Source organism: Streptosporangium sp. NPDC001681 (genome assembly GCF_040298085.1).
Lineage (GTDB): Bacteria > Actinomycetota > Actinomycetes > Streptosporangiales > Streptosporangiaceae > Streptosporangium.
The window spans coordinates 13,242-32,331 of sequence record NZ_JBEOZN010000115.1; the positions used below are offsets into that span (position 1 = coordinate 13,242).

Consider the following 19,090-nt stretch of genomic DNA (forward strand, 5'->3'; position numbering starts at 1 on the left):
CACTATTTCTCCTAGCCTGCGAAGTGCAGCGACTTCATCAGCCAAGGAGATCACCATGGACTTCGTCTCGATCCGCATCATTACCAGCGATGTCGCGCGCCTCGTCGAGTTCTACGAGCGAGCCACAGGGGTGCAGGCGATGTGGGCCACCGAGGACTTCGCCGAACTCAAGACCCCCAACGCCACCCTCGCGATCGCCGGCACCCGCACCGTCCCGCTGTTCGCCCCGGGCTCTGCCCGCCCGGCGGACAACCACAGCGTGATCACCGAGTTCCGCGTCGACGACGTGGACCGCGTTCACCAGAACCTGGCCGGCTTCGTCACCGACTTCGTCAACGAGCCCACCACGATGCCCTGGGGCAACCGGTCGCTGCTGTTCCGCGACCCCGACGGCAACCTCGTCAACTTCTTCACCCCAGTCACCCCGGCGGCCATCGAGAAGTTCGCACGTTGACGCCACGCACAGCCGATCATGCGGGGACCCTGAGAGCCCAGGGCTTCCGATGAACGCGTCCGCCGAGTCCAGGAGCGCCAACAGCAGGGGGCACCGGAACACACCGCTGCCCCCGAAGGACGTCTGCGGTTGTGTCGGGCCATGACGAGCATCGGAACGGAAAGTCCCGTTAGCAGAGCAGCATTGCGCGGCTTACCGTGACTTTCTGTTCGAATGCGCTTAGCGGGCGTGTGCGCGCAGGTCACGGTCCAGGTCCCGGAACTGAGGACGCTGGGTCAGTGCGCGCGCCGGGGAAGGCCTCGGCGCGGGCCTGTGTCAGGGTGTCCAGGTGCCGATGCGGTCCAGGCGGCGTCGCTGCTGGGCGGCGGTCGGCAGGTCCAGCCCCTGGCCGCGGGCGGTGAGGCGTTCGGCGACCGCGGTGCGGTGCTGGATGCTCTTGTGGTCGTCGTATTTGAACTTGGCCTGGACGGCGGTGACCTCCAGGCGTAGCCCGCGGATGCCGGCCAGCATGCGCCCGTACGGGGGGCGGTCCACGGCGACCTCGGCGTGGTCGCCGCTGGGCTGGAAGTGGGCGAGCTGCCGGGTCAGCAGGTCGGCCTTGGCCTGGGGGTCGTCGATGACGTGCGCGCGGCAGGTGAACTGGACGGCCGCGTAATAGCTGGTCGGGACCCCGTCCCGGGGCGGAATATCAGCGGCGGCGCGCCAGGTGCCGGGAACGAAGGCGTAGTCGCCGATGACGGTGAAGGTCACATCCGGGTTGTGCTCGATCGCCTTCCAGCCCGGATTCGGGCGGGCGAGATGGACCAGCAGATCACTGCCGTCGCAGACGAAATGGGTGGGGACGACGACGGGCGGCCGGCCGGGCAGGCCGTTGACGGCGAGCTGGCCGAAGTCGTGGCCATCGGCGATCCAGGTCTGCCACTCGGCCTCGTCCAGGCTCGCGTCCCAGGGCTGGATGAACATGAGGGAACTCCTTCTGAGTGATCGATGTGATGAAGGCGGTGTCGGGCGGTCAGGTGAGGGCCAGCAGGCTGACCGCGGCGGCGGCGGCGCCCAGGCCGGCGAGCCCCGCCGCGGCCTGGGCGTTCCGAGCGAATCGCATACATTCTCCTAGGTGACGGTTCGATGAAGAACGGCTCAGATGCCGGCAGCGCGATGCCCGCGGGCCATGACTGGAATGTCATGAGCGTGTAATGGTCGCCTTCCGCCGCGGACCACTGCGCGGCGGTGCCGAGTCGCCGTTCAAGGATGCAGGCCGCGAGGCGGCCCGCGGCGTTGATACACGGCGGATACATGGCCGAGCAGCCGCGGATACCCGGTCGATACAGAGCGGACGGAAAAGGGCTCCAAAGTGGCCACGGCGTCGTGAAGGACGGCGTGATCCCACCGAGAAGGAGTCCTTGATGCGTGTGTTGATGTGCGGTCTGCTCGGTCTAACGGTGCTGACCGGCTGCGGGGGAGCCTCAACCCCCGCGGCAGACAGCGGCGGTGCCACGATGGACAAGGTCCGCGAGCGGGAGACTGTCATCGCCACCTGCATGAAGCAGAAGGGTTTCTCCTACACCCCCTCGGTCAGCCGGCCCAAGCAGTCCGATGCGAACCCCGCTGACTACGCGGCGATGAAGGCGGACCGCAGCAAGAACGGCTTCGGCGTCTTCTCCGCCGTCATCTATCCGAAGCCGCCGGAAACACAGGCGCCGGACCCCAACAAGGCGACGATCGACGGCCTCTCCGGCGCCAAGCGGGACGCCTACCTCAAGACCATGAACGAGTGCCGGGTCAACGCCCTCCAGCAGGTGGACGGCCTGAAAGTCACCTCGGTCGCCGACTATCAGGACCAGATGAGCACGGAGATCGAGAACATCGACAAGGAACTCGACGGCGACCCCAAGCTCCTGGAGCTCGCCGCGCCCTTCGCCGAGTGCCTGAAGTCCAAAGGCGAGCGGGTGACCTCCGCGAAGCCGCTCGCGCTGAGTGTTCGCGGCTGGGAGGTGTGGAGCGAGCAGGCCGACCAGCTCGGCAAGGCGGGCAAGGTCACGGCGGAGGCGGCCAGGCCGTATCTCGCCAAGGAGATCACGTCGGCGCTGGTCGACCTGGAGTGCGGCAAGGACTTCTACGCCGCCTTCGTCCCCCTGCAAAAGCGGCTCACCAACGAGGCCAGGGCGAAGTACGGGTTCCAAGAGCGGTGATGCGTACCCCTCGTGGCAAGCTGCTGCTCGTGCTGGCCGTGGTCTTGGTGGTCGCGGGGACCGGCTGGGGAGTGGGCACTCTGCTGCGTTCCCCGGCCGACGAGGCGGCGGCGCGCAAGCCGCCCAAACCGTCGCTGGTCACCGTCGCGGTCGAGCGGCGCAAGCTGGTCGCCACCGTAGTGGTCAGCGGCGCGCTGGAGTACGGCTCGCCGTATCCGGTGTCGCTGGCCGGAGTGGTGGGCGGCAGCGAAACCGCTCAGCGCGCTACCCGCGCTCCCCGGCGGGGCACCCTCGCGGAGGGCGCGGTGCTGATGGAGGTGAACGGGCGCCCGGTGTTCGTCTTCTCCGGCACGGTGCCGATGCACCGCAGCATCGTCTCCGGCGCCAAGGGGGCCGATGTCAAGCAGTTGCAGAAGGCGCTGCGCAGGCTCGGCTACCGCGCGCCCGCGACCGGCGTGTTCGACCAGGCGACCATCACCGCGGTGTCGCGCTTCTACGCCAAGCGGGGCTATGAGGCGCAGCAACCCACCTTGGAACTGCGGCAGAGGCGCGACGACCTGCGCCGGGCCGTACGGGTCGCGCAGGAAGTGTTCGCGACCGAGCGTAAGGCCCTTGACCAGGGCAAGGATGTGCTCCCGCTGAAAGTCAGGCTCGCCAACGCCCGGCAGGATCTGAAGGAGGCCGAACAGGCGCTGAAGAGCACGCGGGCACAGGAGCACACCACCGAGGACGAGGCCAAGGTCGAGGCCGCCGAGAGCGCCGTACGGGCGGCCGGGGAGAAGCTGCTGGCGGCCCAGCAGGAGCTCGCCCAGGCCACCGTGACGCCCACCCCCGCGCCCAGCCTCAGCTCCAGCCCCACCGCAGGCCCCACTGCCGATGCCACGGCCGGGCCGCCTGCCGACACCCGCCTGCTCGAACTCCGGGTCGCCAACGCCAGAGCGGATCTGGCCGCCGCCAGGTCGGCGCTGGAGCGCGTACTGGAGGAGGCCGGGACCGCGCGGGCCAAGCGGCTGACCGAGCTGACGAAGAACGTCCGGGTAGCGCGCGAGGTCGTCGTCACCGCCGAGCAGGTGCTCAGGCAGGCCAGGCAGCTCTCGCCCGCCAAGCTGAAGGTGGCCAACGCCCAGAGTGACCTGGCTGCGGCCCGAGCGCTGCTGGCCGAGTTCTCCCGGACCTACGGCACCACCGTCCCGCCGGGAGAGGTCGTCTTCCTGCCCAAGCTGCCCGCCCGCCTGCACAAGTCGACCGTCAAGGCGGGCGAGCCGGTGGACAAGTCGATCGCCACGGTGACCAGCTCCACCTTCGTGGTCTCAGGCTCGGTGGACGTGGCTGAGGCCGAGCGGCTGAAGACAGGTCTGAACGCGAGCATCGAAACCGAGGCCGGCAAGACCGTCCCCGGCACGGTGACCTCCCTCGGCGGACGTGACGCGAAGGGCGCCGTGCCGGTGATGATCACTCCTGCCTCGATGAGGGGCCTCAAGAAGCTCGCCGGCGCGCCCGTCACGGTTCGCGTCACCATCGGAGCCACCGACCAGGAGGTGCTCGTGGTCCCCGCCGCGGCAGTCGTCACCGCCGCGGACGGCAAGGCCCGGGTGCAGGTGGAGACCGCGCCCGACCAGACCAAGGAGGTCGAGGTACGCACCGGCCTGTCCGCCGACGGAGCCGTGGAGGTGGCCGGCGACCTCAAGCCGGGCGACATGGTGGTGATCAACAGTGCCTGAACCGGTCATCCTGCTCCACGACCTGACCAAGGAGTTCCCCACCGATCCTCCCGTCCGGGCGCTCTCCGCCGTCAACCTAAGAGTTGAAAAATCGGACTACGTGGCCATCGTCGGCCCTTCCGGATCAGGGAAGTCCACCCTGCTCAACACACTCGGCCTGCTCGACCGGCCGACCAGCGGCAGCTACCGGCTCGACGGCATCGAGACCATCTCACTGAAGGACAGCGTGCGGACCACCATCCGCGGCAGCCGTATCGGCTTCGTCTTCCAGTCCTTCCACCTGTTGCCGCACCGCAGCGTGCTGGAGAACGTCATGCTCGCCGAGGTCTACGGCGCAACACGGCGCGGGGGGCGGCGGGAACGCGCGATGCGCGCTCTGGAGCGGGTACGGCTGTCGCACCGGGTGGACTTCCTGCCCGGCAGGCTGTCCGGCGGCGAGCGGCAGCGCGCCGCCATCGCCCGCGCCCTCATGGGCGAACCGTCGCTGCTGCTGTGCGACGAACCCACCGGCAACCTCGACAGCAAGAACACCGACGCCGTGCTCGACCTGTTCGACGAACTGCGCGCCCAGGGGATGACCATCGTGGTCATCACTCACGAGAACGACGTGAGCGACCGGGCCGGGCGCCGGGTGCGTATCACTGACGGCGTCCTCACGGAGGAGTAGATGTGCACCCGCGCGACCTGCTGAACGAGGCCATGGCGGGCCTGCTGGCCCGCCCGGTGCGCTCGGCGCTGACCACCCTGGGCACCGTGCTGGGCATCACCACGCTCGTGGTCACTCTGGGCGTCGCCGCGACGGCGGGCAACCAGATCGTCGGCCGCTTCGACGAGCTGACCGCCACCTCCGTCACGATCGAAGTCCCGGAGAACCCCTTCCCCCTGGTCGATTGGGCCGACGTCAGCCGGGTGACCCGGCTGCGCGGGGTGGTCTGCGCCGCCGCGCTCGCCGAGTCGGAACAGAGCGCCAATCTCAGCGTCCGCTCCAACGACATCGTGGACCCGACCCGGGTCACCGACCAGACTCTGACCGTGCTCTCCAGCAGCCCCGGCCTGCCCGCCGCGGTCAAAGGCAGAATGATCGAGGGCCGCTACTTCGACGCCGGGCACATCGCCCGCGGGGACAAGGTCGTCGTGCTGGGCCAGCACGCAGCCAAGCTGCTGGGCATCACCCGGCTGACACGGGCCCCGGCCGTCTTCATCGGCACCCAGGCGTACACCGTCATCGGCGTGCTCGGCGACCTGAAACGCGAAAAGAGCCTTGCGAGCGCAGTCCTGTTGCCCCCGGCCGTCGGCAAGCGCTACGGCCTGAACACCGTGACCCGGGTCCTGGTCAACACCGGCCTCGGCGCCGCCGAACTGATCGCCAAGCAGGCGCCGGCCGCGCTCAGCCCCGGCAACGAGGCCCTCCTCCAGGTCATCTCGCCGCCCAGCCCCACCAGAGCCCGCGATGCGGTGGAAGGCGACGTCAACGCCCTCTTCCTGATCCTCGGGCTGGTCTCCCTGGTCGTCGGCGCGGTCGGCATCGCCAACGTCACCCTGGTGACCGTGATGGAGCGCATCGCCGAGATCGGCCTGCGCCGCGCCCTCGGCGCCGCCCGCCGCCACATCGCCGCGCAGTTCCTGCTGGAGTCCACCCTCACCGGGCTGACCGGCGGCATCATCGGCGCTTCCGGAGGGATCGTCGTGATCGTCGCGGTCTGCGCTGCCAAGCAGTGGACTCCGGTCCTGGACGTACGGCTGGCCGTCATGGCGCCTGCCGCCGGTGCCGTCGTCGGGCTGCTCGCGGGTCTGTACCCGGCCCTGCGTGCCGCTCGCATGGAACCGGTCAACGCACTTCGGTAGATATGGTGCATTTTCATGACATCCCTGCTGCTCGTCGAAGACGACGCGGTGATCCGCGCGTCGGTCAGCCTGGCCCTGGAGCGCTACGGCTATCGAATGACCACCGCCGCTGACGGGCTGAGCGGCCTGGAGGCGGCCCAGACAGGCGGCCACGACCTCCTGCTGCTGGATGTGATGCTGCCCAGCCTGGACGGCATCAGCTTGTGCCGCAGGATCCGGGAAACCAGTCAGGTGCCGATCCTCATGATGTCGGCCCGCGGCGACGGCCTGGACATCGTCGCCGGGCTGGAGGGCGGCGCCGACGACTATGTGGTCAAACCGGTCGACCTGCCGGTGCTGGTGGCCAGGATCCGCTCGCTGCTGCGCCGGGCCACCATCGCTCAGCCCCAGCCCACGACCGGGCAGGCCGCCGCGAGCGCGGTGCTCACCTTCGGCGAGCTGAGCATCGACACCGGTTCGCTGGAGGTACGGCGGGCCGGGCGACGCGTCGAGCTGAGCCCGACCGAGCTGCGGCTGCTGCTGGAGTTCGCCGCCCATCCCGGCATCGTGCTGGAACGGGCGACGCTGCTGCGCACCGTGTGGGACTACGGATGGGACGGCGACAGCCGCGTGGTCGACCTGTGCGTACAGCGCCTGCGCAAGAAGATCGGCGCCGAGCGCGTCGAGACGGTCCGCGGGTTCGGCTACAAATTGAGCGCCACATGAATCCGGCTTCGCTGCGATGGAAGATCGCCGCCCTCGTCACGCTCGCCTCCACCGTCGTCGCCGCCATGGTCGGGCTGCTGGTGCACCAGGCGACCTGGCAGCGTGCCCTGGACATCGGCGAGGTCCAAGCCCAGATGGCCCTCGACAAGTCACTGGCCCCCGCTGACCGGCCCGGCGGCACGCCCGACGACGTGGTGACCGTCGAGGAGCTCCCTGACGCTCTGGCTGCCCAGCTGCGTCCTGGCCGGCCGGTGATCTGGTACGGGCTCGATCACCGGGACGAGCCGTGGATGTGGGCCGCCCAACCGTATGGCAGCGACGGCCGCCAGGCGGTGAGCGTACAGATCTCGATGGGCTCGGAGCTGCGCAGCCTGTACGCGCTGGACCGCAACATGGCCAAATCCGCACTGCTCGCCCTGTCGGGGGTGGTACCGCTGTCGGTGCTGGCGGCCGAGCTCCCCAACCGGCGGCTTCGGCGCATGGCCCGCACCGCCCGCGAGATCGCCGACGGCAACCTGGCCGCTCGCACCGATGCGGGCGGCCGGGACGAGATCGCCGAGATCGGCGCCGGGCTCAACTCCATGGCCGCCAGCCTGCAGCGGCGGCTGCTGGCCGAGCAGCGCTTCACGGCCGACGTCGCGCACGATCTGCGTACCCCACTGATGGGGCTGCTGACCGCCAGCCAGTTGCTGCCCGACGGGCAGGCCACCGACATGGTCCGCGACCGAATCGGCGTGCTGCGCGGCCTGGTCGACGATCTGCTGGAAATCTCCCACCTGGACGCCACCGGCGAACAACCGGATCGGCAGTCGGTGCCGCTGGCCGACCTGGTACGCGAGTCGCTGCACCGTGTCGACGTGCCCGCCGACCTGCATATCGTCGGCGACCAGGGCGACACGACAGCCGTCACCGATGCGCGCCGCCTGGAGCGCATCGTCGCCAACCTGCTCCTCAACGCCCGCACGCACGGCGCCGCCCCGGTAATGATCACCGTGCGCTCCCGCCAGATCGTCATCCGCGATCATGGGCCAGGTTTCCCACCTGACCTGCTTGCGAACCTGAACAAGGGACAGGCGCAGCGCTTCCACACCGGACGGACCGAGCGCGGCCGCGGGCACGGGCTCGGCCTGACCATCGTGCTCGGCCACGCCCGCATCATCGGGGCAAGCCTCCAGTTCGCCAACCCGGTCAACGGTGGTGCGAGCGTCACCATCACCTTGCCCGACTGAGGTGCCCAGCGGATCGCAGAGACCCACTCAAGGTGGCCGATCCTGATGATGTCGGCACGCGGCGACTCGCTGGATGTGGTGGCCGGTGGCGACGACTAAGTGGTCAAACCGGTCGACACCCCAGTGCTGGTGGCCCGGATCAGGTCGCTGCACCACCGCCCCCGACGGCGGCGCCGTCGCCACCCCACCAGATGGCCGGCCCGATGCACGGTTGATACACGGTCAAGCCCGTACGGAGACACGGCCACGGCCGGACGGACACGTGGGTGGCCCACCGTGTTCGGCATGCGACGTTCCTTCGTGCTCCTCCTGCTGGCGAGCGCCCTGTCCGGCTGCGGAACCGTACCGTCCGTCTCCGGGGCAACCGTGTCCGACGTGCCCCTGCCGTGGCCGGCCGAGGGCCAGGCGGCGGTCGAGGTGGAGGGCGTGGGCAGCCTGGGCGCCAGCGGCGGCCCTGATCCGCTGCCCATCGCCAGCGTGACCAAGGTCATGACCGCCTACGTGATCCTGCGCCGCCATCCGCTCCGGCTCGGCGACGACGGCCCGCCTATCACCGTGGACCGTACGGCCGCCGACGAGTCCTACGCACCGCAGGAGTCCACCGCCCCGGTCAGGGAGGGCGAGCGGCTACGGCTGCGCCGTCTGCTGGAGCTGATGATGGTGCCCTCGGGCAACAACGTGGCCCGCCTCCTGGCCCGCTGGGACTCCGGTTCCCAGGAGCGCTTCGTCGAGCGGATGAACGCCACCGCCCACCGCCTGGGCATGGCCGCCACCACGTACACGGGCGCCAGCGGCAACGAGGACAGCACCGTCAGCACCGCGGCCGACCAGCTCAAGCTGGCCAAGGAGGCCATGCGCGACCCGGTCTTCCGTGAGGTGGTGGCACAGGCTGACACGGCCGTGCCCGGCGACGGGAGAAGGCTGCCCAACACCAACACGCTGCTGAACAAGCACGGCGTCATCGGCATCAAGACCGGCTCCGGCACCGTCGCGGGCGGCAACCTGATGTGGGCCTCCCGCGTACGAGGCCGCCTGGTGCTCGGGGTGATCCTCGGCCAGGTGGCGAACACCAACCCGGTCGCCGCCAAGGCGGCGGCGCTAGAGGCGGGCGGGAAGATGAGCGCGGCGGTCGAACGGTGGCTGCTCAAGCGGCCGGCGGCACTCCTGCCAGAGCCCCGCCCCACCACTCCTCGCCCTGCCGAAGCGATCGGCCCCGCTCACCGGTGACCCGTCCCGGCAGTTATCCGGGGTAGTCAAGCGAACTAGCTGGTCAGCCGTTTGAAGGTCGTTAAGTCACGTAAGACACAAGTAGGCAAACCACGGCCGCCGCGCCAGTGGGCCGTCGAGAGGTCCGTCAGCCGCGATCGATCCAGCGAACTCAACTCAAGAACTGTTGCTTAGCCTAATTTCTGCACTCATCCTCCCCGGAGGCCGCTTCGCGGCGAGGGCCTACCTCACGCCGTCCAAGCCGTCGCCCGGATGCACGACCCATAGCCCTCGCCGCATGGCCCCAACCCGCTAACAACCCAGCTCAGTACGCCTTCCGGCGGTCTTCTGCAAAACGCTTCAGCTAAAGCCGACGGCGAGCAAGCAGCGTGGAGTCGTGAGCGTTGATAGACGTTCCGTCGCGGGTCATCTTCCGTGGCCGCTGCTCGACCACGAGGGCCTCGAAGTCTTTCGGTAGGCCGGGCAGCAACTCTTCGGCAAGAAACATGGCCCTGCGCTGGCTCGCGGTCAAGTGTGTGAGCTCCACGGAGGGTGCGTGGCCGACGACGAGGAGATATCCGCCGGGCGCGACGGCGTCGGCCAGCCGGCGGGTCACGTCCATCATCCCGCCGTCCGGCGCGTGCAGATAGTGGCTGGTCACCAGATCGTATGACCGCCCGGCCACCGCGATGGTCCGTGCGTCGACCCGCCACCAGTCAACCTGATCGGCGATTCCGGCTTGCTCGGCGTGCCGGGTGGCGCGTGCCAGGCCGTTGACGGAGAAATCCGCGCCGGTGACCGTCCAGCCCTGGCGAGCCAGCCAGATCACATCGCCGCCCTCACCGCAGCCGACGTCGAGCGCGGTACCGGGGGTCAGTCCGGCCGCCTCGGCGACGAGCTGCGGATTAGGACTTCCGCTCCAGAACTTCTCTTGGCCTGCGTACCTCTCGTCCCAGCCCGACGGCTCGAACATAGCGGCCGCCTCGTCTTCGGTGAGCTGGTGGTGAGGCTCAGTCATCGGGGCGCTTTCCTTCCCGTGCGTCGGATCGCATCGTGGGGCTCGTTGAGATTTGCGTTCACGATCCTCTTAAGGCGTCAGGCCGTGCCTGCGTGCGCCGAGCACGCGCTCGGTGACTTGCCGCTCCAGTTCGGGAGGGTTGGTGAACAGCGTGACCCGATCGGTCCACTGCCGCCACAGCTGCGCTTGGTGGAGCGAGGCCGCGCCACCGCCGATGAGACCGACAGCCTTGTCGCGCACTTCCCAGGCGTGGCAGTACGCGCAGTGCAGTACGTCCCGGCCCCAGCGATCGGCTACGGCCGCGCCCAGACCTGCCGGGCCGCCACCGATGATCACAACGTCATGTGTACTCATGCCGTGATGGTGCACTCGCTCCAAGAGGAACGTCACAAAAAGGTGCCGGAATAGCAAAAGCCAAGGCCGTCACGTGGTCTCGCACCCCCGGGAGGACAGGGAGACGACCGGGGACAGGCCGCCGGCGGCCTTAATGTCGACGGAGCAGAGCAACACGATCGGCGTCAGACGCGAGTTCGCCAAGGCGAAGGCGGGGCCGGAACACGAAGCGCCGTAGCGCCGAGCGGCCACCGCCTTCGGCGCGGATGCACACACAGGAACCGTAACGTCGAGAACGCTCCTTCGACGTACACGTTGATGCAGGTGGCCGATTGCGTGTTCGGCGATCGCTCCGATGAGCCGATGACGGCTCATCGGAGCACTGGTCACGCGCTCTCGCGCGCGGTGTCCGACGGCTCCGCGTGGGCCTCGGAACGGGGCCGGTACGTCGCCGCGAGGAGGCCCGCAACAGCGACGACGCCGACGCCGATCGCGACGAGGGCACCCCACCCACCCGCGACCACGATGCCCAGCGCCGCGTCGATCGACGCCGCTCCGGGCCCCGCGATCGCCACCACGGCGGCCACGACGGCCAGGACCAGCACGTACTCGTAGCCGTCCTTGAAGACGAAGAAGCCGTTGCGCCGGTGCGCGACGACGGCGGCGACCAGCATGACGGAGATGACCGCGGCGGACGAGAGCGGCGTGAGGAACCCGAGGATCAGGCCGGCTCCAGCGACGACCTCCACGATCGCGCTCATCGCGGCCTGGACCATCCCGTGCCGCAGGCCCAAGCTCTCGAACCAGCGTGCAGCGCCGGGCAGGCGTCCGCCGCCGAAGGCGTGGTTGAGCCCGTGTACGACCATGACGCCGCCGAGAACCACTCGCAGCAGCAACAACGCGACATCTATTCGATCCATTGGCAGATCTCCTTAATCGGATCCGTTGAACGAAGCACGCAGCGGTTCGACGGGCGAGTTCCATGACTCGGGAACCGCCGCGTTCCCGGTCCCACGTCCGGTGGCGCGGCGGTCACGACTTGTCACTGCCGACGACGCTCTCGGCCGCACCGTGCTCGGAGAGCAGCCGGAACTTCTGCACCTTGCCGCTAGGCGTCGTCGGCGGCTTCGCCACGGCTGTGATCCGGCGGGGCAGCTTGAACCGGGCCGGCCGCCGACGTGTGCCGGCAGCCCTTCCTCGTCGCAGTCGACCGCGCCTTCTTCGAGCTGGACCCAGGCGCTCGTCCGGTACGCCAACGACCGCCGCGCGGACGACCGCTGGATGGGGACGATCGTCTGCGGCGGCGGTTCGGTGGTCGAAGGTATGGAGGGCGCCCTTCCTGGGGTAGCCGGCGTTGCAGGTGCGGGTCGGCAGTTCGAGTCGGAAGTCCCGGAGGGCGCTCGCGCAGCGACCCCTGGCCGGCGTCCACTGGACGGCTGCGTCACGGGTTAATGGGGCACCTCGGGGATCGCATCCGGCGCGATCTTGACGTCGATGACGACGGGGCGGTCGCTGTCCCGCATCGCGGCCAGCGCGGGAGCGAGGTCGGCCATCGTCGACACGGTCAAGCCCTTGCAACCGAGTGGCCCGGCGAGGTCGGCGAACTGCGGCCATTCGAACAACGACAGCCCCGGATCGATACCGCGATTGATGAACTGGTCGTACTCCGCCCCGTAGCTGCCGTCGTTGCAGACGACAACGGTGAGGGGAATGCCGTGCCGCACGGCGGACTGCAGCTCGGCCAGGCCACTCATCATGAACCCACCGTCGCCGGTGATGAGCACCGTCGGTTCGTCAGGGGCCGCGCACGCAGCGCCGATCGCTGCCCCCATTCCCAGGCCGACCGCGCCGAATGACGTCGACAGCACGTGCGCGGCCGGCTCGTGCGTCCCGAGATAGCGGAAGCTCTCGCCCAAGAACCGGCCCCCGTCCTGCACTATCGTGCGCACGGCGGGCAGCGCCGCGTCGATCGCGCTGAGCACGGCTGCCAGGCTGAAGGAGTCGGTCGAGGTCTCGGTCCACCGCAAGGCCTCCGGGGTGAGCCGCCGGCGGACGAGCTCGCGGTAGGACGACGTCGGGATCTCGGCGGTGTCGAGCCAGTCGACAATCGTCCGAGCCGTCACGGCGGCGTCGCCCGGCACGCCGGCAGTCACCGGGGCGTGCCGACCGATTGCCGACGGGTCGTCGTCCACGTGCACCACCGACTTGCCTTCGAGCAGCTCAGTCCCAGCGGTGGTCCAGGTGTTGAGGCCCGCGCCGAACGCCACGACGCAGTCCGCATCGTTGATCGTCTCCACACCGATCGCGGTCGACAGGGTGCCGAACACCCCGACCGAACCTTCCTCGGCGGTGTACAACCCACGAGCCTTCAGCGTTGTCGCGATCGGCGCCCCGAGCCGCTCGGCGAGATCGAGGACGGCATCGCGCGCCGGCTTGTCCAGTACCCCCCGCCCTGCGAGCACGAGGGGCCGCCGGGATGCGGCGAGCACACCGACGGCCGCGTCCAGCGCGGACTCCTCCGGTTCCTGCACCGCGCCCAACACGAGACCGGCATCGGCGATCAGCGGCTCGCCCACCTCGTGCCACTGGAAAGAGGTCGGGCAGTTGAGCACCACGGGGCGCCGCCCATCCCTGGCCCGGCGCGCTGCGCGGTGGAACGCGGCCGCGGCGTCCTCCGGACGTTCGACCAGCATGTAGTCCGCCCCGGTGGCGGCCACCAGCGGCGCCTGGGCCAGCGACTGGACGTTCGCCGTGTTCCCTGGGTTGGTGTCACCGCAGATCAGGACCAGCGGCGTGGCACTGCGGACCGCTTCGACGAGGGCGGTGACCGTGTTCGTCAGGCCGGGGCCCTGGGTGACGGTGGCGACCCCGAGGCGCCCGCTGCGGCATGCGTACCCGTGGGCCATCATGACGGCCCCCGCCTCGTGGACAGCGCTGACATACCTGCCGTGCTGCTGCTCGACGAAGGCGTTGACCATGAATAGGTTCGAGTCGCCCAGCAATCCGAACAGGGTGTCGACCTCGTTCGCCGCCACGGCGGCCGCGAGCGCTTCGTGAACCCGCATCCCTAAGGAGCCTCCTCCATCGTCAAGGGCGCACGCGCCCGTCGGTCAAGCTGAGGCCGACTGCACCACCCGATGTGTCGCACTCCCGCGAGAGCGACGCGGGCCACCCATCGAGCACCTGGCCCGACAGCCACTCTAGCCCCCAGCAAGAATTTTGAACACATGTGTTGAAAAAGTGGCGCTACGATTGCATACACTGCCGCAGGCAGGTGGTCCGAAGACGTGACCGGATCCGGCGGAAGGTTCGCAGTAATGATCAGCACTATGCAGGAAACGGCCCGAAATGGATGTGGCATGGTTCCGAGGACATGTCCGGCGCGTATGAACCGGGGCCCGTCGAGGAGGACTGAGCAGCTGTGACCAAGCAGGTTCAGCAACTCGACCGCGTGATCATCCGGTTCGCCGGTGACTCCGGCGACGGCATGCAGCTGACCGGCGACCGATTCACCGCGGAGACGGCGAAATTCGGCAACGACCTGTCAACGCTGCCCAACTTCCCGGCAGAGATCCGCGCACCCGCGGGCACTCTGCCCGGCGTGTCGAGCTTCCAGCTCCACTTCGCCGACCACGACATTCTCACTCCCGGCGACGCGCCCAACGTGCTCGTCGCGATGAACCCCGCCGCGCTGAAGGCGAACCTCTCGGACCTGCCGCGTGGCGCCGACATCATCGCCAACACCGACGAGTTCACCGGCCGTAACCTGCAGAAGGTCGGATACGCCGCCAACCCGCTGGAGGACGAGTCCCTCGCCGAGTGGCGGGTGCACTCCCTGCCGCTGACGTCGTTGACCGTCAAGGCCCTCGAGGGCTTCGGCATCTCCAAGAAGGACGCCGAGCGGGCCAAGAACATGTTCGCCCTCGGCCTGCTGTCATGGCTGTACCACCGGCCGACCGAGGCGACGATCCAGTTCCTGGAAGCGAAGTTCGCCGCCAAGCCCGACATCGCCAAGGCCAACGTCGCCGCCTTCCAGGCCGGCTGGAACTACGGCGAGACCACCGAGTCGTTCTCGGTTTCCTACGAGATCAAGCCGGCCACGCTCGCTCCGGGCGTGTACCGCAACATCGCCGGCAACCAGGCCCTTGCTTACGGGTTGATCGCCGCGTCGGTGCAGTCGGGGCTGCCGCTGTTCTTGGGCTCCTACCCGATCACCCCGGCCTCCGACATCCTGCACGAGCTGTCCAGGCACAAGCGGTTCGGCATCCGCACGTTCCAGGCCGAAGACGAGATCGCCGGGGTCGGCGCCGCGCTGGGGGCAGCGTTCGGCGGCGCGCTGGGCGTGACCACCACCTCCGGGCCGGGTGTCGCGCTCAAGGCCGAGACCGTCGGCCTTGCGGTGATGACCGAGCTGCCGCTGATCGTGGTGGACGTGCAGCGGGCCGGCCCCTCGACCGGTATGCCGACCAAGACCGAGCAGACCGACCTGCTGATGGCGTTGTTCGGCCGTAACGGCGAGTCCCCGGTGCCGGTGATCGCCCCGGCCACGCCGTCGGACTGCTTCGACGCCGCGATCGAGGCCGCGCGGATCGCGCTGAAGTACCGCACGCCGGTGATGCTGCTGTCGGACGGCTACCTGGCCAACGGCTCCGAGCCGTGGCAGGTGCCGGACGTGGAGCAGCTGCCCGACATCTCGGTGGAGTTCACCACCACGCCCAACGGGGAGGACGGCACCACCTATCTGTCGTTCAAGCGCGACCCCGAGACGCTGGCCCGGCCGTGGGCGGTGCCGGGGACGGCGGGTCTGGAGCACCGCATCGGCGGCATCGAGAAGGCCGACGGCACCGGAAACATCTCCTACGACCCCGACAACCACGACACGATGGTGCGGCTGCGCCAGGCCAAGATCGACGGCATCGATGTTCCCGCTCTGGAGGTCGACGACCCCGATGGTGACGCCAGGACCCTGGTGCTGGGCTGGGGGTCGACGTTCGGACCGATCGCGGCAGCGGTGCGGCGGGTGCGCAAGGTCGGCGGCAAGGTCGCCCAAGCCCACCTGCGCCACCTCAACCCGCTGCCTGCCAACACCGGTGAGGTGTTGCGCTCCTACGACAAGGTGCTGCTTCCCGAGATCAACCTCGGCCAGCTCGCGCTGCTGCTGCGTGCGCGGTTCCTGGTCGACGTGATCAGCTACAACCGCGTGCGCGGGCTTCCGTTCAAGGCCGAGGAGTTGGCCGGAGTCATCCAGGACGTGATCGACAGTGACTGAGAGCCTCAACGGCAAGGGCCTGGCCCTGGTGCCCAAGAGCGAGGGCAAGCAGGCCCTCAAGGATTTCAAGTCCGACCAGGAGGTCCGCTGGTGCCCCGGCTGCGGTGACTACGCCATCCTCGCGGCCGTGCAGAGCTTCATGCCCGAACTGGGGCTGCGCCGGGAGAACATCGTGTTCGTCTCCGGGATCGGCTGCTCGTCCCGGTTCCCGTACTACATGAACACCTACGGGTTCCACTCGATCCACGGGCGGGCTCCGGCGATCGCGACCGGGCTCGCGGCCTCGCGTCCGGATCTGTCGGTGTGGGTGATCACCGGTGACGGTGACGCTCTGTCGATCGGCGGCAACCACCTGATCCACGCGTTGCGCCGTAACGTCAACCTCAACATCCTGCTGTTCAACAACAGGATCTACGGGTTGACCAAGGGCCAGTACTCCCCGACCTCGGAGATCGGGAAGGTCACGAAGTCGACGCCGATGGGGTCGCTGGACAGGCCGTTCAACCCGATCTCGCTGGCGATCGGCGCCGAGGCGGGGTTCGTCGCGCGGACGATCGACTCCGACCGCAAGCACCTGCAGAGCGTGTTGCGGGAGGCGGGGGCGCATCGGGGCACGTCACTGGTGGAGATCTACCAGAACTGCAACATCTTCAACGACGGCGCCTTCGACGCGTTGAAGGACCCGGCGGCGCGTGATGAGATCACGATCCGGTTGGAGCACGGGCAGCCGATCGTGTTCGGCTCGGGTGAGAACGCCAAGGCGGTGCGGCTGTCGCCGTACGGCGGCGTCGAGGTCGTCCCGCGTTCGAAGGTGGCCGAGAGCGAGATCCTCGTCCACGACGCGCACCGGCCGGACCCGTCGTTGGCGTTCGCGCTGTCCAGGCTGGACGAGCCGGCGTTCCAGCAGGTGCCGATCGGGATCTTCCGTTCGGTGGACCGGCCGTCCTACGACCAGCTGATGAACGAGCAGCTGGAGCAGGCCACCGCGGACAAGGGCAGAGGCGACCTCGGTGAACTGCTCCTCGCCGGCGACACATGGCAGATCAACTGATCAAATGGCTCCCGGCATCGGCCTTCGTTCGGCCGGCCGTCAGGTGATGTGGGCTGCTGTGAGCGTTGACTCTGCGATGACTGCGGTCGGCAGGCGGCGGATTGTGCTGACGGCTGCTCGATACGGACAGCCCCCACGGCATCCTGCGCCGAGACGACCTCTCGGTACGCACCGAACGCACCGTCTGGGCCGCATGCCGCACCTGATCCTCACCTCACGTGGATTGCCCGCCGGGCAGCGCCGGTACCCATCTCAAGAGCTGCGAGGGCGTTTGGTCGAGGCGGTCGAGCCGGGCTGACCAGCCGGCGTGTTCTGTCGTTCAGACCGGATTTTTACCGGTTGGCAGGGGTGCCTCCCGAGAGGGGGTACCCCTGCCGCGTTCTTGGCGGCCAATCCGATACGAGGCTATTCCGAAACTTTCATTTCGTTGATTACGCATTTCCAGGTCAGCCAGGTGCGGTCTTTGCGGCGCTTGGTGATCGAAATATTTCTGTAATGCTCAGAATATTTCGAGAAGAGGAGAGCAGATGAAACGACTCCTGGGCATCGTGGCGGCGTTGCTCGTCGCCGTCGGCCTGATGGCGGCGCCGCCCGCCGGGGCCGCCTCGCTCGTCGAGGTGACAGGCTTCGGCACGAACCCGACCAACCTCCGCATGCACCTGTACGTCCCGAACAACGTCACCGCGCGTCCCGCGATCCTGGTGGCCGTGCACTACTGCACCGGGTCGGGGCCGGCGTTCCACTCCGGCACCGAGTTCGCGTCACTGGCCGATCGGTACGGCTTCATCGTCATCTACCCGTCTGCCACCCGCAGCGGCTCCTGTTTCGACGTCTACTCGCCCGGAGCCCTCACCCGCAACGGCAACAGCGACCCCGTCGGCATCGTGTCGATGGTCAACTACGTGACGTCCCGCTACAACGCCGACACCGGCCGGGTGTTCGTCACGGGCGCCTCCTCCGGGGGCATGATGACCAACGTCCTGCTGGGCGACTACCCCGATGTGTTCAAGGCCGGGGCGGCGTTCATGGGCGTGCCGTTCGGCTGCTTCGCCACGACCGACGGCTCGACGTGGAACAGTGCCTGCGCCAACGGGCAGGTGACGAAGACACCGCAGCAGTGGGGAGACCTGGTCCGCGGCGCCTATCCGGGCTACACGGGGGCGCGCCCGAGGATGCAGGTCTGGCACGGCACCGAGGACACGACGCTGCGCTACCCGAACTTCACCGAGGAGATCAAGCAGTGGACCAACGTCCACGGCCTCTCCCAGACCCCCACCTCCACCGACAAGCCCCAGCCGACCTGGACCCGCACCCGGTACGGCTCCGCCGTCGAGGCCATCAGCCTCCAGGGGGTGGGGCACAACCTGCCGCTGGGCGGCCAGGCCGCGATGGTCATCTCGTTCTTCGGCCTGGACGGCACGACCCCCACGCCTACCCCCACGCCTACCCCCACCCCTACCTCCACGCCGACCCCGACTCCCACCCCGGGCGCGTCCTGCCGGGTCGCCTACACCACCAACGCGTGGAACACCGGCCTCACTGCCTCGGTGACCGTCACCAACACCGGCACCTCCGCGATCAACGGCTGGACCCTGGCCTTCACGCTTCCTTCGGGCCAGACCGTCACCTCGGCGTGGAACACCACGATCACGCCCGCGAGCGGCGCCGTGACCGCGAGGAACATGAGCTACAACGCGGCCATCCCGGCGGGCGGCTCGACCTCGTTCGGCTTCCAGGCCGGCCACACCGGCAACACCGGCACGCCGGCGTCGTTCACCCTCAACGGTGCGAACTGCACCAGCTGATATCCGACGGACCGCCGTCGGCGAGTGCTCCGCGTACGGACCGGATCGGTTGTCGCGGTCCCTCAAGGTTCTACGGCCCACCGCGACGTCCGCGCGCCGCGGAACATCCCCGTTCCGGTCGATGCCCCAGCGGAGGAACAGAGGTGACGTCCTTCCACGGCCTGAAAAGCCGTGGGGCGGCTTTCCTGGAGCGCCGCTTCGTACTCGTCCAACTCGGTGCTCAACGGGCTCTCCTCTTGGGGCCGGGGAGTTGCCGAGATCTGAA

The 19,090-nt window shown here is 68.7% G+C and carries 16 protein-coding genes and 1 pseudogene; 12 read left to right on the forward strand and 5 right to left on the reverse strand.

The annotated features are described in order from the left end of the window. Nucleotides 1-55: 55 nt before the first annotated feature. Nucleotides 56-454 (forward strand): VOC family protein, encoded by a 399-nt coding sequence (locus ABT130_RS36650; protein ID WP_350963484.1) that lies wholly within the window; start codon nucleotides 56-58, stop codon nucleotides 452-454. 315 nt (nucleotides 455-769) lie between these two features. Here ABT130_RS36650 and ABT130_RS36655 read toward each other — a convergent pair whose 3' ends face one another. After that, nucleotides 770-1,417 carry an FMN-binding negative transcriptional regulator gene (locus ABT130_RS36655; protein ID WP_350963486.1) on the reverse strand — a complete coding sequence of 216 codons (648 nt, stop codon included), beginning with the start codon at nucleotides 1,415-1,417 and terminating at the stop codon, nucleotides 770-772. A 440-nt stretch (nucleotides 1,418-1,857) separates the two neighbouring features. Here ABT130_RS36655 and ABT130_RS36660 point away from each other — a divergent pair, with 440 nt between their 5' ends. The 7 genes from ABT130_RS36660 (at nucleotide 1,858) to ABT130_RS36690 (ending at nucleotide 9,370) form a co-directional block, all read left to right on the forward strand. Then, nucleotides 1,858-2,643 (forward strand): hypothetical protein, encoded by a 786-nt coding sequence (locus tag ABT130_RS36660; protein WP_350963488.1) that lies wholly within the window; start codon nucleotides 1,858-1,860, stop codon nucleotides 2,641-2,643. After that, nucleotides 2,643-4,364 (forward strand): peptidoglycan-binding protein, encoded by a 1,722-nt coding sequence (locus tag ABT130_RS36665; RefSeq protein ID WP_350963491.1) that lies wholly within the window; start codon nucleotides 2,643-2,645, stop codon nucleotides 4,362-4,364. Before ABT130_RS36660 ends, ABT130_RS36665 begins: the two co-directional genes overlap by 1 nt. After that, complete coding sequence (locus ABT130_RS36670; protein ID WP_350963494.1) at nucleotides 4,357-5,031, forward strand: ABC transporter ATP-binding protein; 675 nt, start codon at nucleotides 4,357-4,359, stop codon at nucleotides 5,029-5,031. Before ABT130_RS36665 ends, ABT130_RS36670 begins: the two co-directional genes overlap by 8 nt. Before the next feature lie 2 nt (nucleotides 5,032-5,033). After that, nucleotides 5,034-6,209: an ABC transporter permease gene (locus tag ABT130_RS36675; RefSeq protein WP_350963496.1), complete on the forward strand. Its 1,176-nt coding sequence runs from the start codon at nucleotides 5,034-5,036 to the stop codon at nucleotides 6,207-6,209. A gap of 15 nt (nucleotides 6,210-6,224) precedes the next feature. After that, the gene (gene cseB, locus ABT130_RS36680) at nucleotides 6,225-6,914 is read left to right on the forward strand and encodes a two-component system response regulator CseB (RefSeq protein ID WP_350930073.1); all 690 of its coding nucleotides are present in this window, start codon (nucleotides 6,225-6,227) and stop codon (nucleotides 6,912-6,914) included. After that, nucleotides 6,911-8,143, forward strand: coding sequence for a sensor histidine kinase (locus ABT130_RS36685; protein ID WP_350963499.1), 1,233 nt, complete (start codon nucleotides 6,911-6,913; stop codon nucleotides 8,141-8,143). Before cseB ends, ABT130_RS36685 begins: the two co-directional genes overlap by 4 nt. Nucleotides 8,144-8,428: 285 nt before the next feature. Beyond that, a complete protein-coding gene (locus ABT130_RS36690) occupies nucleotides 8,429-9,370 on the forward strand; it encodes a D-alanyl-D-alanine carboxypeptidase family protein (RefSeq protein ID WP_350963502.1) in 942 nt (313 codons plus the stop codon). A gap of 343 nt (nucleotides 9,371-9,713) precedes the next feature. On the opposite strand, the gene ABT130_RS36695 is transcribed toward ABT130_RS36690, so the two are convergent. From ABT130_RS36695 to ABT130_RS36710, 4 genes are all read right to left on the reverse strand, one after another. Beyond that, the gene (locus ABT130_RS36695; RefSeq protein WP_350963504.1) at nucleotides 9,714-10,367 is read right to left on the reverse strand and encodes an SAM-dependent methyltransferase; all 654 of its coding nucleotides are present in this window, start codon (nucleotides 10,365-10,367) and stop codon (nucleotides 9,714-9,716) included. A gap of 69 nt (nucleotides 10,368-10,436) precedes the next feature. Then, nucleotides 10,437-10,721, reverse strand: coding sequence for a hypothetical protein (locus ABT130_RS36700; protein ID WP_350963507.1), 285 nt, complete (start codon nucleotides 10,719-10,721; stop codon nucleotides 10,437-10,439). Nucleotides 10,722-11,086: 365 nt separating this feature from the next. After that, nucleotides 11,087-11,620, reverse strand: a complete 534-nt coding sequence (locus tag ABT130_RS36705) for a DoxX family protein (RefSeq protein WP_350963510.1) — start codon at nucleotides 11,618-11,620, stop codon at nucleotides 11,087-11,089. Nucleotides 11,621-12,148: 528 nt separating this feature from the next. Continuing rightward, on the reverse strand, nucleotides 12,149-13,765 hold the full coding sequence (locus ABT130_RS36710) for a thiamine pyrophosphate-binding protein (RefSeq protein ID WP_350963512.1): 1,617 nt from the start codon (nucleotides 13,763-13,765) through the stop codon (nucleotides 12,149-12,151). Nucleotides 13,766-14,121: 356 nt separating this feature from the next. Between ABT130_RS36710 and ABT130_RS36715 the strand changes: the two genes are divergently transcribed. The 4 genes and pseudogenes from ABT130_RS36715 to ABT130_RS36730 all read left to right on the forward strand — a co-directional run bounded on the left by ABT130_RS36715 (nucleotide 14,122) and on the right by ABT130_RS36730 (nucleotide 18,825). Then, nucleotides 14,122-15,969, forward strand: coding sequence for a 2-oxoacid:acceptor oxidoreductase subunit alpha (locus tag ABT130_RS36715; RefSeq protein WP_350963514.1), 1,848 nt, complete (start codon nucleotides 14,122-14,124; stop codon nucleotides 15,967-15,969). Further along, nucleotides 15,962-17,020 (forward strand): 2-oxoacid:ferredoxin oxidoreductase subunit beta, encoded by a 1,059-nt coding sequence (locus tag ABT130_RS36720; protein WP_350963517.1) that lies wholly within the window; start codon nucleotides 15,962-15,964, stop codon nucleotides 17,018-17,020. The genes ABT130_RS36715 and ABT130_RS36720 overlap by 8 nt, the downstream gene beginning before the upstream one ends. Nucleotides 17,021-17,130: 110 nt before the next feature. Beyond that, nucleotides 17,131-17,226: pseudogene (locus ABT130_RS36725) on the forward strand (SAM-dependent methyltransferase); the annotation flags it as partial. Between the two features lie 321 nt (nucleotides 17,227-17,547). Further along, nucleotides 17,548-18,825, forward strand: coding sequence for an extracellular catalytic domain type 1 short-chain-length polyhydroxyalkanoate depolymerase (locus ABT130_RS36730; RefSeq protein ID WP_350963520.1), 1,278 nt, complete (start codon nucleotides 17,548-17,550; stop codon nucleotides 18,823-18,825). The last annotated feature ends 265 nt before the right edge of the window (nucleotides 18,826-19,090 follow it).